The sequence below is a fragment of the Bacteroides sp. 14(A) genome (genome assembly GCF_000526555.1).
GTDB classification, from domain to species: Bacteria; Bacteroidota; Bacteroidia; order Bacteroidales; family Bacteroidaceae; genus Bacteroides; species Bacteroides cellulosilyticus.
Map to the genome: position 1 here is coordinate 2,880,361 of NZ_JAGH01000002.1, position 17,388 is coordinate 2,897,748.

The following is a 17,388-nucleotide window of genomic DNA, read 5'->3' on the forward strand; positions in this document are numbered from 1 at the left end:
AGTATATAATCTTAAAACATAATAATATGAGGAAACTGCTTTTATCGATTTGCTGTTTAGGCTGTGCTCTCTGGGCTCAAGCCAAAGATTTTACGCAATACGTCAACCCGCTGATGGGGACATTGTCTTCTTTTGAACTTTCTACGGGAAATACATATCCGGCTATCGCACGCCCTTGGGGTATGAATTTCTGGACTCCGCAGACCGGAAAGATGGGAGATGGCTGGCAATATGTATATACTGCTAATAAGATTCGTGGTTTTAAGCAGACCCACCAGCCCAGTCCGTGGATTAATGATTACGGTCAGTTCTCCATTATGCCTGTAACAGGCAAACCAGAGTTTGATGAAGACAAACGTGCCAGTTGGTTCTCACACAAAGGAGAGATCGCATTACCTTATTATTATAAGGTGTATCTTGCCGAGCACGATGTTGTGACGGAATTTACGCCCACAGAGCGTGCCGTTTTGTTCCGTTTCACTTTTCCAGAGAACGAGAATTCGTATGTTGTAGTAGATGCTTTTGATAAAGGCTCTTATATTAAGATCATTCCTGAGCAAAATAAGATAATCGGATATACCACCCGTAACAGCGGTGGAGTTCCTGATAACTTCAAGAACTATTTCGTTATAGAATTTGATAAGCCTTTCAGTTATCAGGCTTCTGTTGCTGACGGCGCTTTGGTTGAAAACCAGAGTGAACAAACAGCAGGACATGCGGGAGCCATCATCGGTTTCAAAACCCGTAAGGGAGAAATTGTACATGCCCGTGTAGCCTCCTCCTTTATCAGTTTTGAGCAAGCAGACAGAAATCTGAAAGAGCTGGGGAGTGACAGTTTTGAAACTTTGGTTCAGAAAGGACAAGATGCCTGGAACCAGGTATTGGGAAAAATAGAAGTGGATGGAGGTAACCTTGATCAGTATCGTACTTTCTATTCCTGCTTGTACCGTTCAGTACTCTTCCCACGTGCTTTCTTTGAGTTTGACGAGGCTGGAAATCCAGTTCACTACAGTCCTTATAACGGAGAAGTTTTGCCCGGATATATGTATACTGATACAGGCTTTTGGGATACTTTCCGTTGTCTGTTCCCTTTCCTCAACCTGATGTACCCTTCAGTAAACAAACAGATACAGGAAGGCCTTATCAATACATATAAGGAAAGTGGCTTCTTTCCCGAATGGGCAAGTCCGGGACATCGCGGCTGTATGATCGGTAATAACTCCGCTTCTATACTTGCCGACGCTTATCTGAAAGGTATTAAAGTGGATGATGTAACTACTTTGTACGAAGGTCTTATCCACGGAACAAAGAATGTGCATCCGGAAGTTTCTTCTACCGGTCGCCTCGGTTATGAATACTATAATGAATTGGGATATGTTCCTTACGATGTGAAAATCAATGAGAACACTGCCCGCACTTTGGAATATGCTTATGATGACTGGTGTATCTACCAGATGGCAAAAGCTCTGAATCGTCCGAAGAAGGAACTGAAGCTTTTTGCTGACCGTGCTATGAATTATAAAAATGTGTTCGATAAGGAAAGCCTGTTGATGCGTGGACGCAATAAAGATGGACAGTTCCAGGCTCCTTTCTCACCCTTGAAGTGGGGAGATGCCTTTACGGAAGGAAATAGCTGGCATTATTCCTGGTCTGTATTCCACGATCCTCAAGGTTTGATTGATCTGATGGGTGGTGAAAAAGTCTTTGTTGAAATGTTGGACTCGGTATTTATCGTTCCTCCTTTATTCGATGACAGCTACTATGGCCAGGTAATCCATGAAATACGTGAGATGACGGTGATGAATATGGGTAATTATGCTCATGGCAACCAACCTATACAGCACATGATTTACATGTATAATTATGCCGGACAGCCTTGGAAAGCTCAGTATTGGTTGCGTCAGGTGATGAATCGCATGTACATGCCCGGTCCTGATGGCTATTGTGGAGATGAAGATAACGGGCAGACTTCTGCCTGGTATGTATTCTCGGCATTAGGTTTCTATCCCGTTTGTCCGGGAACCGATGAGTATGTCTTGGGTGCTCCCTTATTTAAAAAAGCAACGCTTCATTTTGAAAATGGCAATTCATTGGTGATCGATGCTGCTAATAATAATTCTGAAAATATGTACATCGAATCGCTCCGTTTGGATGGAAATGTGTATACGAAGAATTATCTGAAACATGGAGATCTGTTGAAGGGTGGTGTCTTGAAATTTGATATGGGTAGCAAACCTAATTTACAACGAGGAACACAGGTGGAAGATTACCCGTATTCTTTCTCCAATGAAATAAAAAAGAAATAAAAAACTGAAGTTAATAATGTAATGAAGAAGGGAATAGGAAATAAAACTATTCCCTTTTTTATTTAATGAAAAAAAATATCATTTTGTACTAAGTGTATTTTCTATGGTCGTTGTTTTATATATGACGGTCAGGAAATAGAGTCTCCCGGTCGATTAAAATTAACCAATGTGTAACCTTTAAACTTTGTTTATGAACAACAATCATGCTTTTCAAAGTTCGAAATTTCTACGAGCTTTATTAGTCTTGTTCTTCATGACTGTATCCGTTCAGTGGACCTTTGCCCAACTGAATTTGAATGTCTCTCGTACGACGTTAGGTACAGTTATCGAACAGATCAAATCTCAATCTAAGTATCAATTTTTCTATGACGACAAGCTCGCTACTATGGCAGTGGAGAATGTCAAAGTGAAGAACGCATCTATAGAAGATGCTTTGAATGCTATCTTGAAAGGAAAAAACATTTCTTTTAAAGTAGAAGATAACATTGTTTATCTTTCAGAGAAGTCTGCTGCACCGCAAGAAGGTAATCAGCAAGGTAAAGAACGGACCATTACCGGACAGGTATCGGATGACATGGGTCCCCTTATCGGTGTGAATGTATTAATAAAGGGTACAAGCATTGGGTGTATCACTGACCTTGATGGTAACTTTACGCTGACTACTACTGAGGCAAATCCGGTGGTACAGTTCTCCTATGTGGGTTACAAGCCACAGGAGGTTGCAGCCAAAGGGCAGAATGCTATCAATGTGATGTTGGAAACTGACTCACAACTGATAGAAGAGGTGGTGGTAACGGCTTTGGGTATCAAGCGTGCTACAAAAGCGTTGAGCTACAATGTACAAGAAGTTAAGAGTGATGAGATTACCCGTGTAAAGGATGCCAATTTCGTAAACTCTTTGAACGGTAAAGTTGCCGGTGTAAATATCAACGCTTCTTCATCCGGTGTCGGTGGTGTATCAAAGGTAGTGATGCGTGGTACGAAGTCTATCATGCAGTCTTCCAATGCACTATATGTCATTGATGGTGTTCCGATGTATGCCGGAACTGGTAAGGGAGGTACTGAGTTTGACTCAAAGGGATCTACCGAACCTATCGCTGATATTAATCCTGAAGATATTGAATCTATGTCGGTACTGACCGGTGCGGCAGCAGCAGCCCTTTACGGGTCGGATGCTGCGAATGGTGCTATCGTCATTACAACGAAAAAAGGTAAAGAGGGGCGCGTAAACATTACTGTGAACAGTAATACCGAAATCTTCAACGCTTTTGTAACCCCTGATTTTCAAAATCGTTATGGAACCAGTGGCGGTCAGATTACACATAGTTGGGGAAATCTGTTGAATTCTTCTAATTCTTATGGATACAATCCGACAAGCGATTATTTTCAGACAGGTGTAACCGGAACGGAGAGCATTTCCTTGTCTACCGGTACAGATAAGAACCAGACGTATGTTTCGGCTGCCGCTGTTAATTCTAAGGGGCTTATACCGAACAATAAGTATGCACGCTATAACTTTACTTTCCGCAATACTACCTCTTTCCTAGATGATAAGATGACTTTGGATGTGGGTGCAACTTATGTGCTTCAGAAAGACCAAAATATGGTGAACCAAGGTACTTATAACAACCCCTTGGTGGGTGCTTATCTGTTCCCGCGTGGCAATGACTGGGAAGATTTCAAGATGTACGAACGTTATGATGCTTCTCGTAAACTGGATACCCAGTATTGGCCGGTAGGTGATGCGGGTATGGTAATGCAGAATCCATACTGGATTAATTATCGTCAACTTCGTAATAATAATAAAGACCGTTATATGCTGAATGCCAGTTTGAACTACAAGATATTGGATTGGTTGAGTGTCAGTGGTCGTGTCCGTTTGGATAATTCTTTCAATGATTATACTGAAAAGTATTATGCCGGAACAAATACGCAGATGACTGAGGCATCTACACGCGGTCTCTATACTATATCTAAAACGACAGATAAACAATTGTATGCCGACTTCCTTATCAATATTAACAAGAGCTTTGGAGAGAATTGGAACCTTTCGGCAAATATCGGTACTTCATTTATGGATATGCGTTCGGATGGACTGGAAGTGAGAGGTCCTATTGCTGACGAAAACTTTGAGGGTGAAACTCCGGGACTTGCTAACGTATTTAATGTACAGAACCTGAGTGCTAAGAAAACAAAGCGTATGCAGAACGGCTGGCGTGAGCAAACTCAGTCTGTATTTGCTTCTGCTGAACTGGGCTACAAGAGTACTTATTATCTGACATTGACCGGACGTAACGACTGGCCTTCGCAGTTGGCAGGACCTAACTCTACCAGCAAGTCGTTCTTCTATCCTTCAGTAGGTCTTTCAGTCGTGTTGTCTGAATTGATGCCTAATCTGAATCGTGATTATCTTTCCTTCATGAAGCTGCGTGGTTCTTTCGCTTCTGTAGGTACGGCATTTGAGAGATACATAGCCAATCCTCGTTACGAATGGAATGAAAGTACAGGGCAGTGGAGTAACACCACCCAGTATCCGGTATACAACCTGAAGCCGGAACGTACAGAATCATGGGAAGTCGGTTTGACTTTGCGTTTTTTGAAAAACTTCAATTTTGATATGACCTACTATAATACAACTACCAAGAACCAGACATTCAATCCTCAATTGGGAGTATCCGGTTATTCTGCGTTGTATATCCAGACGGGTGCTGTGCGTAATCAGGGTATCGAACTGGCATTGGGATATGAAAATACTTGGAAAGATTTTACCTGGAGCAGCAACTATACGTTCTCTACCAATCAGAACAAGATTACGACTTTGGCAGACAATGCCATTAATCCTGTGACCAATGAGGTGATTTCTATTTCTACATTGAATATGGGTGGTTTGGGCTCTGCACGTTTCCTGTTGAAGGAAGGCGGTTCTATGGGAGATATCTATTCTAATATAGATATGAAGCGTGATGCCAATGGCAATGTGTATGTAGATCAGAATGGCAACGTGACTACCGAAAAGATTGAAAACTCGGATGAGTGGATCAAGCTGGGAAGCGTATTGCCGAAAGCCAATATGGCATGGCGCAATAACTTCTCCTGGAAGAACTTTAATGCGGGATTTATGATTTCAGCCCGTTTGGGAGGTGTGGTATTCTCACGTACACAAGCTGTTTTGGATGAATTCGGCGTATCAGAGGCTACGGCCGCGGCAAGAGACTTAGGATATGTGTCGGTGAATGGAGGAGACCGGGTAAGTCCGGAATCATGGTATAGTGCTATAGGTGGTGGTGACGCAGTGGCGCAGTATTACACCTATTCGGCAACAAACGTACGTTTGCAGGAAGCCTCTATCGGGTATACATTCCCTCGCAAGATGTTCAATAATGTATGTGACCTGACGATTTCGCTTGTAGGACGTAATTTGTGGATGATTTATAGTAAAGCTCCGTTCGATCCTGAAAGCGTAGCATCCACTGACAATTTCTATCAGGGTGTCGATTATTTCATGATGCCTTCTACCCGTAATTTCGGTTGTAGTGTAACTCTTAAATTTTAATGTTATGAGAAGAAGTATTATTAATAAAATAATAGTAGGAACACTGGTTTTTACCGGAGTATCTTGTACAGGTGATTATATGGACATTAACTCGAATCCTTATCAACCTGGAACTGATGATATGCAAGCCGACGACTATATGTTGGGGTCGGCAATGAACAACCTTTCCAGTTGCGTGGTATCTTCGGACGTAAATACGGCACAGTTCACCGACTGCTTGTTGGGTGGACCGATGGGCGGTTATTTCTCGGATACCAATACTGGATGGGGAAATACGATTGGGAACTTTAATGCTACGGATAATTGGACTAATGTATTCTTGAAGTCCGACAAACTCATTCCACAGTTATTTACTAACTTGACTTCGGTTCAAAATATATCCGAAAAGACTGAAAATCCTGTCCCTTTTGCCATTGCAAAGATTATTAAGGTAGCTGCCATGAGTCGCGTAACGGATACTTACGGCCCTATTCCTTATTCAAAAATAGGTCTGGACGGTGCTGTTACCACTCCTTATGATTCGCAGGAAGTTGTGTACAAGCAGTTCTTTACCGAATTGGATGAAGCAATTGCTACTTTGAATGATAATCCCGGAGCTGCCCTGGCTGCTACCGCCGACTATGTATATAGCGGAAACATCAACAAATGGATTTTATTTGCCAATTCATTGAGATTACGCCTCGCTATGCGTATTGTGTATGCTAACCAGACACTGGCTGAACAAGAAGCTCAGAAAGCTATACAGGGGGGAGTGATTGAGTCAAATAATGATAATGCCAAGTGGAGTTATTTCGGCTCGATTGTCAATCCGCTCTATACCGCAACCCGCTATAATTCAGCTACGGACCATGCTTGTCTCACCGGTGGTGATACACATGCGGCTGCCGACATCATCTGCTATATGAATGGATATAATGATCCTCGTCGTTCCAAATACTTCGTTCCGTCCGAATGGACTGGTTATGAATATGTAGGTGTTCGCCGGAGCATTAATCGTTCTACGCTGGGTGCGGATGCACATAAATATTCCGGTGTCAATGTAGGTCAGAGTGATCCTATTATGTGGATGAATGCTGCTGAAGTAGCTTTCTTGCGCGCTGAGGCTGTGGCTGTATTTGGTTTTACCGGTATGGGTGGTACTGCAAAGGATTTCTACGAAAGAGGTATCGAACTGTCGTTTGAACAATGGGGTGCCGGAAGTGCAGTTGATTATATAAACAATGCTACCAGTAAGCCCGGTATATATGACGATCCTTCCGGAGCCAACAGTTATGGCTCACAGTTGTCTACCATTACTGTGAAATGGAATGAAGGAGATACGCCGGATGTGAAACAAGAGCGTATCATTACCCAGAAATGGATTGCCAACTGGATGCTTGGAAACGAAGCATGGGCGGATTTCCGTCGTACAGGCTATCCTCGCTTGATTCCTGCGGATCCTGCTGGAAACAAGAGCGGTGGTGTAGTCGACAATGAATTAGGAGCGCGTCGTATGCCTTTCCCCACTGACGAATATGTCAGCAATAAGGCGAATGTGGAAGCTGCAGTGTCAAGCTACCTGAAAGGTGCGGACAATTATGCTACCCGTGTATGGTGGGATTGTAATTCCAAAATCAGATAACCCTATTTTATTCGATAAGTTATGAAAAATATAATAAAACCTATTACCGGTCTGTTCGTTTTGGCAAGCATTGTTTTGGCTTCCTGTACGGATGTGGAGAGCCTTTCCATCAACGAGTCTACTATAAAAGATCAGAACCCCGAAGCATATGCAAAGTACCTGAACAACCTGACCGCCTATAAAGCTTCTGAGCATAAAGTAGTGTATGCCTATTTCGATAACAGTAATAAGGCGCCTTATAGTCCGGCGCAGCACATTACTAATATGTCGGACAGTATTGATGTTATTTCAATGATGTATCCCGAGTTAGCCGACTTCGAGAAAGCTGATATAGAAACTGTTCATCAGAAAGGAACGAAAGTTGTTTATACCATTAGTTATGATGCTATAAAGGCGGCTTATGATGATTTGGCTTCAGATGGAAGCGGTTCTATGGAAGCTTTTGATAGTTACCTGCAAAAGGAACTTACCACACAGCTTGCCTATTTGCCTAACTATGACGGACTGATTGCAGAGTTTTCCGGAAAAAATCCGGCATTCATGTCAGTAACTGATTTGGCAACTTATCAGACAACACAGAACATTTTTCTGAATGCAGTCAATACATGGAAAACAGCTAATGCAGATAAGTTTTTTGCATTCAAAGGAAAACCGCAGAATCTGATTGACAAAAACATCTTGAATAGTTGTAAGCACATCATTTTGGACAGTGGAAGTGCAACTACTGCTGCCGAGTTAAATCTGCTGGTGGACAATGCCTTAGAGGAGGGGGTTCCGAGTGACCGTTTTGTTATGGCTGTGTCTACGATTTCTTATGATACAACTGATAAGAAGACAGGATATTGGGATGGTACTCGTGCATTGGGCGAGGTAGCCTATTGGGCCACTGTAGAGGCTGTTGGATATGAGAAAGCCGGCATTGCCATCTATAATGTCCAGAATGACTATTACTCTACCAGTGGTGCTTGCACCTATGTGAAAGAAGCGATTGATATAATGAATCCAGCTCCCGTTAAATGATTACTATTATGAAACTTAAGAATATCTATTTTATCTCCTTGGCACTGATTTCCGGTATGTTCTCCGGTTGTGCCGATGATACGGAGAATTTTGACAACCAATTGTTCATGACCTCGAAGACTCCGACCACGTTTTTTGTAAAGGCAATTACTCAAAATGCCACAGGAGAATTTTCTATGTCTATTCCGAAACCCTCAGAACAGGATATCACCTTCACTATAAAAGCAGATGCAAGTTTGGTTTCCGTATATGAGGACACTTATTATGTCAGTGATATGGAGATGCTCCCGGAAGGTCACTACAGTTTCAGCGCAACGGAAGGAAAAATTGCAGCCGGTGCTTTGAAATCGACCCCAATCACAGTTTCTTTTACCGAACTCGGCAGCTTAGACCTCAATAAAACCTATGTATTGCCGGTTACGGTTGTTGATGCAAGTATCAATGTGCTGGGCTCGTCGAATACATCTTATTATGTATTCAAAGGTGCTGCGTTGATTAATAAAGTAGCGAATATTAATAAAAATAATGTATATGTAGACTGGGTAAATCCGAATGTTGTTCAAAATATGAAGACGATGACGGCTGAAGCTTTGATTCATCCGTATAGCTTTGATAACCAGTTGAATACTTTGATGGGTATCGAAGGACAATTCTTGTTCCGTTTCGGTGATTCGGGCGTACCTTCTAATCAATTGCAGATAGCAACAGGCAAGGGAAACTTTACGAATAGCTCAATGGTGGCTCCACTGAATGCATGGACACATGTTGCTGTAACTTACGATTCGGAAGCACAAACTATTAGGGTCTATTTCAATGGCAAACTTGTAGGTGATTTTACAGATGCTACGTATGGTCCGGTAAACTGGGGTATACCTCATTCTGATGAATCGGACGGTAAACCACGTTGTTTCTGGATTGGTTACTCTTATAATAACGAACGTTTTCTGGATGCCGACATCTCGGAAGTACGTATCTGGAACCGAGTGCTGACTCAAGATGAAATAAATGCCGAAAACCATTTCTATGCCGTAAGTGAAGATGCTCAAAATCTGGTGGCCTACTGGAAATTTGATGACGGAGCAGATATTATCAAAGATTACAGCAACAGCGGAAATGATGCTACAGCATCCGCTAAATTGACTTGGGTAGATGTAGAACTCCCTGCAAAAAAGTGATAACCCTTAATCTAATTAAAAGTGCTTATTATGAAACATTGTTATAAAATAAGAATCGCTGCATGGTCGTTGCTATTGTTCGGAGCTGTATTTACAGCTTGCGAAGACGACCTCACCATCTCAACAGGCAACGATAATATCTTTGAGACTGTTGACGGAACTTATGGTAGTGTGCGTTCGGCTGCCGGAGCAAAGCAACTGACCACTATTGCCATCAAGGACAATAAAGCCGGTGCCGGTCACTTGTTCTTTGAATTGAGTAAGAATGCAGAAACGGATGTACAGGTAACTTTCAAAATTGATGCAGATGCGTTGGCCGCTTATAATGCCGCCAATAGTACGAATTATCAGATGTACCCCACGGACAAGTTGTCCTTGGAGAATGGCGGTAAGGTGACGATTGCTGCCGGAAGTAAGAGATCCGAATCACTGGAGCTGGATATCAATCCCGGTGGAACAGTGGGCACCACTTATGCCGTTGCCATTTCGGCAACAGCCGGCAATGGTGTGGAGGTGTCTTCCAATACTCAGTCCTACATTTATTTGGTTGAGAATCTGGGGGTAACTCCTGATCCTGCTACGAAGGGTGATATTAAGAATCTGGTCTATGTAGAGGTGAACAATGAAAGTCCGTTGAATGCTGGTGAATATATGGTAGATGGTGTTCCTTTCTTTGATATCGTCAGTATTTTTGCAGCCAATATCAATCTGGATAGTGATGGCAGACCGTATATTTTCTGTAATGATCAGGTATCTTTTGTGTTGGCAAATGCCGACAAGATTATCCGTCCGTTGCAGCAAAAAGGTATCAAGGTTCACTTATCTATCTTGGGTAATCACGATGATGCCGGTATGCGTAGTTTGAATGAAAAAGGTGCTAAAGCCTTTGCAAAAGAGTTGAAAGCATATATCGACATTTATGGTCTGGACGGGTTTGACTTTGATGATGAATATTCTTCTTATGCTGAAGGTAACTATAAAGGTACTTCCGGTAGCGTAGTATCCAGCGAAAGCGAATGTACGCCGGAGAATTACAAGAAACTATTGGAAGAATGTCGTAAAATCATGCCAAAAGAAGAGGATGTAACATTCGGAATTTATTGGTATACTGCTGACGACCATCCGATAGGCAGCGGTTTGGAAAATTTGATTGACTACTCTGTATATGGTACTTATGGGGCATTCCGTGACTATTACGGTCAAGATATACCGAAAGAAATTCAGGCACCGTATGCCATTACATTAGTGAGTGAGGATGGTGGAAATCTGAATAAGATTAGTGTGAACGATACTCATCTGGATAATGTGGTGAATGGTGGTTATAAATACTTTGCATTCTACAATCTGGGTTCAAGCCGTATGTACGAATCCTATTTCGACAAGGTGGCTGCGAAGCTCTGGAACAAGAATGTATCGTGGACCGGTAATTATTACACCCGCACTGACCTGACTGCCAAAAAAGGTTCTGTACCCGGCTATGAATTCTATTTAGGAGAGTGGACAGTAACTCCGGGCGCAGCATTGTATGTTTATCATGAAAATGATGTTCCTAAGTGGTGGGATTGGACAAATGCAGAAGCTTTCGATATCACTATTACCGAGGATGTTCAGGGAAAAAGTTACAAGGTTTATGGTTGGGACGGTAAGGATATTACCGGTACATATCCGTTCATTATGAACTATGATGACAGAGGAATAGCTCTTTGTCCTTCTCCTCAGGTCATCGGTACTGCTGATGGCACGACTTATGCCATGTCTCGTGCCACATATAGCGGTGCTGCCTGGGCTGCTATGGCAGCATCGGACGACGCTTTCGTTCTTGAAACATCTATGAGTGGCGGAGCTGTCTATATGTATGACTCGGGAAAACGCTATGGTTTCAGCCTGTTCACAAAGGACGGTGATACCTATAATGCAGTGGAAGAACTGAAGAATCCACATTCGAGCGGTATGTATACGCTGGTTAAGAAATAAAAGTAAAACAGTGGTAATTTTATATATGTCAGAACGAGCCTCATGCTGACACCAGGATGAGGCTCGCAATGATATAAGTAGTAGCTACTCTTCTCCTATACAATCAAACATATGAAACAACGCTTTATATATATAATTGTGTCCTTTTGGTTTTTGATAAGTTGCACTTCTCCTAAACAGACAGAAGTAACCTCGCCTGATGGTCATATTCGGCTTGCCCTCACTCTGGATGATAATGGTAGGATAGCTTATCAGGTAAATATTGGAGATACCTTGTTTATCAAGCCCTCCATGTTAGGTTTCACAGCCAAGGACGGAGTGAATCTTGCCGAAGGTTTCAAGGTCGTAAACACCGGCTTCACCACCCATGACGAAACCTGGACCCAACCTTGGGGAGAAAACAAAAATATCCGCAACCATTACAACGAAATGGCTGTCCACCTGTCCGATACGACAAATACCAAATTAACCCTGCGCTTCCGCATCTTTGATGATGGATTGGGATTTCGCTATGAATATGAAGTTCCCGGAGCTGACAGTATTCTGGTGACGGACGAGCTGACTGCGTTCAATATAGCACAGGATGGCACTTCATGGTCCATACCTGCCAATTATGATACTTATGAGTTGCTATATCGTACACAGCCTGTCAGCCGGATAGACAATGCCAATACTCCCATGACTTTCAAAACCGGAGGTTTATATGCCAGCATCCATGAAGCAGCATTGACCGATTTTCCGGAGATGACCTTGAAGAATACGGGAAACTGCAATTTTAAATCCGAACTGGCTCCCTGGCCGGACGGCATAAAAGCCCGCTTCAACGGAGGAAGCTTTAAGACACCTTGGCGCACCATACAGATTGCCCCGAAAGCAGTCGGGCTTATCAACTCCGGTCTTATCCTGAATCTGAACGAACCCTGTGCGCTGGAAACTACCGACTGGATACGTCCGATGAAATATGTAGGTATCTGGTGGGGAATGCATCTGGGAGTGGAAAGTTGGGTGATAAATGATCGTCACGGTGCCACAACAGAGAACGCAAAGCGGTACATCGACTTTGCAGCGGCCAACAACATCGAAGCAGTGATGTATGAAGGCTGGAATGAAGGTTGGGAAAACTGGGGCGGTTCTCAGACGTTCGACTATACCCGTCCGTATGCCGATTTTGATATAGAGGAAATTGCCCGCTACGCCCGGGAAAAAGGAGTCGGGATTATCGGACACCATGAGACGGGAGGCAATATTATAAATTATGAGAAACAACTGGATAAGTCATATAAATGGTATGCTGATCTGGGCATTCATTCTGTGAAAACCGGTTATGCAGGCGGACTTCCCGACGGACACAATCATCACGGGCAGTATAATGTGCGTCATTATCGCAATGTTGTAGAAACCGCGGCTAAATATCACACCACCCTCGATGTGCACGAGCCCATCAAGGACACCGGAATTCGACGTACATACCCCAATATGATGACCCGTGAAGGTGCCCGTGGCATGGAATGGAATGCTTGGAGCGAAGGTAATCCGCCGGAACATCATGTCATGTTGCCTTTCACCCGTTTGCTTGCCGGACCGATGGATTATACGCCGGGCATATTCGATATCATGTACGAGCGTGCCAAGAACTCTCCTTATCGCAAGCAGTGGAATATGAAAGACAGCAAAGATTGCCGTATAAACTCTACGCTGGCGAAGCAAATTGCAAACTGGGTGATACTTTATTCTCCTTTGCAGATGGCTGCCGATATGATTGAGAACTATGAAGGCCATCCAGCTTTCCAGTTTTTCCGTGATTTTGATGCTGATTGCGACTGGTCGGAAGCTTTGGCGGGTGAGCCGGGGGAATTTGTGGTTATCGTACGCCGGGCAGGAGAGAAATACTTCCTGGGTGCAGCTACGAATGAGGAAGCCCGTGAAGTCACTGTCGCGCTGGATTTTCTGGAAAAGGGTAAGACGTATCGGGCGGTCATCTATGCCGATGGCAAGGATGCTGACTGGGTGACGAATCCTACGGCCTATGAAATCATAGAGAAGCAAGTGACCGCTACTGATATTTTATCAGTGAATATGGCGAAAGGGGGCGGACAGGCCATTACCTTTATGCCACTTTGATATGAATATGTAATACTATTGAGATATGAAAAATATGAGATTTAATTCCATGATGATGGGTGGAATTCTGTTGCTCGGGATGTATGGTTGCACTCCGAAAATGCAGGACTATTCATCGTACGTCAATCCGTTCATTGGTACGGGAGGACATGGACATACCTATCCCGGGGCTATAGTGCCTAACGGAATGATACAGCCCGGTCCGGATACACGCATTTATCAGTGGGATGCCTGTTCAGGTTATTATTATGCAGATTCTACCATTAACGGGTTTTCGCATACGCATCTCAGCGGTACGGGCTGTGGAGATTATGGTGACGTATTGTTGATGCCTACCGTGGGCAGGCAAGATTATCATGCGATGGGAGAGGAGAGTCAGCAGATGGCTTATGCTTCCGCTTTCTCTCACGAGAACGAGACGGCTCAACCCGGTTATTATTCGGTATTTCTGGAGCGCTATAAAGTGAAGGCCGAACTGACCGCTACCCAGCGGGCGGCTATTCATCGTTATACTTTTCCGAAAGCGGAAGATGCGGGATTCATCCTTGACCTGGATTACAGTCTGCAACGCCAGACGAATGAAGAAATGGAGCTGGAAGTAATCAGCGACACCGAGATACGCGGGCGTAAGAAGACGGTATATTGGGCTTTCGACCAATACATTAATTTCTATGCCAAGTTCTCCAAACCTTTCACCTATACTTTGGTGACCGATTCTATGGCATTGGACCAAGGCGGGCCGTTGCTGTCCACAGCTAAAGCACTGTTGCAGTTCCAGACCGGGGCTGATGAACAAGTTCTTGTGAAGGTCGGAGTTTCTGCCGTGGATATGGACGGAGCACGTCGGAATGTGGAGGCTGATATACCCGAATGGGACTTTGACAGTGTGCGCAGTGCCGCCCGCAATTCATGGAACGATTATTTGTCGAAAATAGATATTGAAACCGACGATGATGATCAGCGGATTATGTTCTATACCGCACTTTATCATACGGGTGTGCAACCCAATCTGTTTACGGATGTCGACGGACGCTATCTGGGCATGGATCTGAAGCCCCACCAAGGCAGTGTGGAAAATCCTGTCTACACGGTTTTCTCATTGTGGGATACTTTCCGTGCCTATCATCCCTTAATGACGATTATCGATCCGGATTTGAATCAGGCTTTTATCCGTTCGCTCATCCTGAAGCAGCGCGAAGGCGGCATCTTCCCTATGTGGGAACTTGCAGGCAATTATACCGGAACCATGATTGGCTACCATGCCGCATCCATTATTGCTGACGCTTACACAAAAGGCTATCGTGATTTTGATGTGCAAGACGCATACAAGGCTTGCATCCGTGCTGCGGAATATGACACTACCGGCATCCTGTGTCCTCCGCTGGTATTGCCTCATCTGATGCCGCAAGCCAAATACTGGAAGAATAAAATAGGCTATGTGCCTTGCGATAAAGACAACGAATCGGTGGCCAAAGCATTGGAGTATGCTTATGATGACTGGTGCATTTCGCTATTAGCGGAAGCTCTGGGTGATGGCCCTAATCGGGAAAAATATGCCGCATTCGCCAAAGGATACCAGGTTTATTTCGACGCTTCCACCCGCTTCATGCGCGGACTGGACAGTGAAGGCAACTGGCGTACACCTTTCAATCCTCGTTCTTCCAATCACCGCAATGATGATTATTGTGAAGGTACCGCTTGGCAATGGACCTGGTTCGTGCCTCATGATGTGGACGGATTGGTAGATCTTATGGGAGGCCGGGAGGCTTTTATCGGCAAGCTGGACTCTTTGTTCATCGCTCCTTCGGCTATGGAAGGTGAATCGGTATCCGTTGACATTTCAGGTCTGATAGGGCAGTATGCGCATGGAAATGAGCCAAGCCACCACATCGCACATCTATATAACTATGTCGGTCAGCCTTGGAGAACGCAGGAATTGGTGGACGAGGTGTTGCACACACTCTATTTCAATGATCCGAATGGATTGTCGGGCAATGAAGACTGCGGTCAGATGTCGGCGTGGTTTATCCTTAATTCGATGGGATTCTATCAGGTGTGTCCCGGTAAGCCTGTGTATTCCATTGGCCGGCCCTTATTTGATAAAGCAACCATTCACCTGAAAGGCGGGAAGACTTTCACCATCGTAACACATAACAATAGTCGCGAGAACAAGTATGTGCAGAAGATGTTCCTGAATGGTAAAGAACTGAATGCGCCCTTTTTTGCACATCAAGATATGATAGACGGTGGTACTCTGGAATTAACGATGGGCGGTGAACCGCTGAAATAAAAGTCAAATAGGTATGAGTCGAAATAGTCGTAATCCGATTTCCTGGGTACCCACCGTCTACTTTGCTATGGGGCTTCCCTTTGTGGTGCTGAATATGGTATCTGTACTGATGTTTAAAGGCCTGGGCATCGATGATGCGCAGATTGCTTTATGGACATCACTGATTATGCTGCCCTGGACACTGAAATTCCTTTGGAGTCCGTTCTTGGAGATGTTCAAAACGAAGAAATTCTTTGTAGTGTTGACACAACTGATTACCGGGGCAGGTTTTGCCCTGGTAGCGTTGGCGTTGCATCTTCCGGCTTTCTTTGCTGTATGTATTGCTTTACTGGCGATTATTGCTTTCAGCGGGGCAACGCATGATGTTGCGACCGATGGTGTTTATATGTCAGAATTGAATAAGCAGGATCAGGCTAAATATATCGGTTGGCAAGGTGCTTTCTATAATATTGCTAAGATTGTCGCATCCGGTGGGTTGGTTTGGTTGGCAGGGTGGTTGTTGAAACACTATGGGGGAGTTCCGGGAGTGGAGGAGACTGTTCGTCATGAGGCTACTGTGCAGGCTTGGATGACGGTTATGTTCATTCTGGCTGCTGTAATGGTATTGCTGGGAGTGTATCACATGCGTATGTTGCCTTCGGGAGGCACTGCTGCCACGGGCACGACATCCGGCAAGGAAACCTGGAACCGGTTGGTGGAAGTTATCCGGAACTTCTTTCAGAAGAAACATATCTGGTATTACATTACTTTCATCATTCTTTATCGTTTGGCCGAAGGCTTTGTCATGAAGATAGTGCCGTTGTTTCTGAAGGCGGAACGTTCAGTCGGTGGTCTGGGACTGGGAGAACAGGAGATCGGTTTGTACTATGGTACTTATGGGGCGGCTGCATTTGTACTGGGTTCCCTGTTGGCCGGCTATTATATATCTCACAGAGGGTTGAGTCGCACGCTGTTTTCACTGTGCTGCATTTTCAATCTTCCGTTTCTGGCTTATACGCTACTGGCCATTTATCAGCCGGAGAACGGCATGTTGATAGGCGGTGCCATTGTGCTTGAATATTTCGGTTATGGTTTCGGATTCGTAGGTTTGTCGCTGTTTATGATGCAGCAAGTGGCACCCGGTAAGCACCAGATGGCTCATTATGCTTTTGCTTCAGGCATCATGAATTTGGGTGTGATGTTACCGGGTTCTATCAGTGGCTTTGTCAGTAACGCGTTGGGATATAAGACATTCTTCATCTTCACGATGTTTGCTACTATTCCGGCATTCCTGATAACGTATTTTGTGCCGTTTACCTATCCGGATGAAAAGAAAAAATGATATTATT

The 17,388-nt window shown here is 44.1% G+C and carries 9 protein-coding genes; all 9 read left to right on the forward strand.

What is annotated here, in order from left to right; all coding sequences use genetic code 11:
• Positions 1 to 26 precede the first annotated feature (26 nt).
• Positions 27 to 2,306, forward strand: a complete 2,280-nt coding sequence (locus tag K429_RS0118425) for a GH92 family glycosyl hydrolase (protein WP_026367852.1) — start codon at positions 27 to 29, stop codon at positions 2,304 to 2,306.
• A gap of 190 nt (positions 2,307 to 2,496) precedes the next feature.
• Positions 2,497 to 5,859: a TonB-dependent receptor gene (locus K429_RS0118430; RefSeq protein WP_026367853.1), complete on the forward strand. Its 3,363-nt coding sequence runs from the start codon at positions 2,497 to 2,499 to the stop codon at positions 5,857 to 5,859.
• Between the two features lie 4 nt (positions 5,860 to 5,863).
• A complete protein-coding gene (locus K429_RS0118435; protein ID WP_007212725.1) occupies positions 5,864 to 7,480 on the forward strand; it encodes a RagB/SusD family nutrient uptake outer membrane protein in 1,617 nt (538 codons plus the stop codon).
• A 21-nt stretch (positions 7,481 to 7,501) separates the two neighbouring features.
• A complete protein-coding gene (locus tag K429_RS0118440) occupies positions 7,502 to 8,500 on the forward strand; it encodes a glycoside hydrolase family 18 (RefSeq protein WP_007212726.1) in 999 nt (332 codons plus the stop codon).
• 8 nt (positions 8,501 to 8,508) lie between these two features.
• The gene (locus K429_RS0118445; RefSeq protein WP_026367854.1) at positions 8,509 to 9,675 is read left to right on the forward strand and encodes a DUF1735 and LamG domain-containing protein; all 1,167 of its coding nucleotides are present in this window, start codon (positions 8,509 to 8,511) and stop codon (positions 9,673 to 9,675) included.
• A gap of 30 nt (positions 9,676 to 9,705) precedes the next feature.
• Positions 9,706 to 11,649, forward strand: coding sequence for a BT_3987 domain-containing protein (locus K429_RS0118450; RefSeq protein WP_007212728.1), 1,944 nt, complete (start codon positions 9,706 to 9,708; stop codon positions 11,647 to 11,649).
• A 111-nt stretch (positions 11,650 to 11,760) separates the two neighbouring features.
• Positions 11,761 to 13,770 carry a glycoside hydrolase family 97 protein gene (locus K429_RS0118455; protein ID WP_026367855.1) on the forward strand — a complete coding sequence of 670 codons (2,010 nt, stop codon included), beginning with the start codon at positions 11,761 to 11,763 and terminating at the stop codon, positions 13,768 to 13,770.
• 25 nt (positions 13,771 to 13,795) lie between these two features.
• Complete coding sequence (locus tag K429_RS0118460) at positions 13,796 to 16,060, forward strand: GH92 family glycosyl hydrolase (protein ID WP_026367856.1); 2,265 nt, start codon at positions 13,796 to 13,798, stop codon at positions 16,058 to 16,060.
• A gap of 13 nt (positions 16,061 to 16,073) precedes the next feature.
• Positions 16,074 to 17,381, forward strand: coding sequence for an MFS transporter (locus tag K429_RS0118465; RefSeq protein ID WP_026367857.1), 1,308 nt, complete (start codon positions 16,074 to 16,076; stop codon positions 17,379 to 17,381).
• The last annotated feature ends 7 nt before the right edge of the window (positions 17,382 to 17,388 follow it).

Bases quoted from the DNA above. Each gene is read 5' to 3' on its own strand.
- K429_RS0118425 (WP_026367852.1), top strand. From the start codon at position 27: ATGAGGAAACTGCTTTTATCGATTTGCTGTTTAGGCTGTGCTCTCTGG.
- K429_RS0118430 (WP_026367853.1), top strand. From the start codon at position 2,497: ATGAACAACAATCATGCTTTTCAAAGTTCGAAATTTCTACGAGCTTTA.
- K429_RS0118435 (WP_007212725.1), top strand. From the start codon at position 5,864: ATGAGAAGAAGTATTATTAATAAAATAATAGTAGGAACACTGGTTTTT.
- K429_RS0118440 (WP_007212726.1), top strand. From the start codon at position 7,502: ATGAAAAATATAATAAAACCTATTACCGGTCTGTTCGTTTTGGCAAGC.
- K429_RS0118445 (WP_026367854.1), top strand. From the start codon at position 8,509: ATGAAACTTAAGAATATCTATTTTATCTCCTTGGCACTGATTTCCGGT.
- K429_RS0118450 (WP_007212728.1), top strand. From the start codon at position 9,706: ATGAAACATTGTTATAAAATAAGAATCGCTGCATGGTCGTTGCTATTG.
- K429_RS0118455 (WP_026367855.1), top strand. From the start codon at position 11,761: ATGAAACAACGCTTTATATATATAATTGTGTCCTTTTGGTTTTTGATA.
- K429_RS0118460 (WP_026367856.1), top strand. From the start codon at position 13,796: ATGAAAAATATGAGATTTAATTCCATGATGATGGGTGGAATTCTGTTG.
- K429_RS0118465 (WP_026367857.1), top strand. From the start codon at position 16,074: ATGAGTCGAAATAGTCGTAATCCGATTTCCTGGGTACCCACCGTCTAC.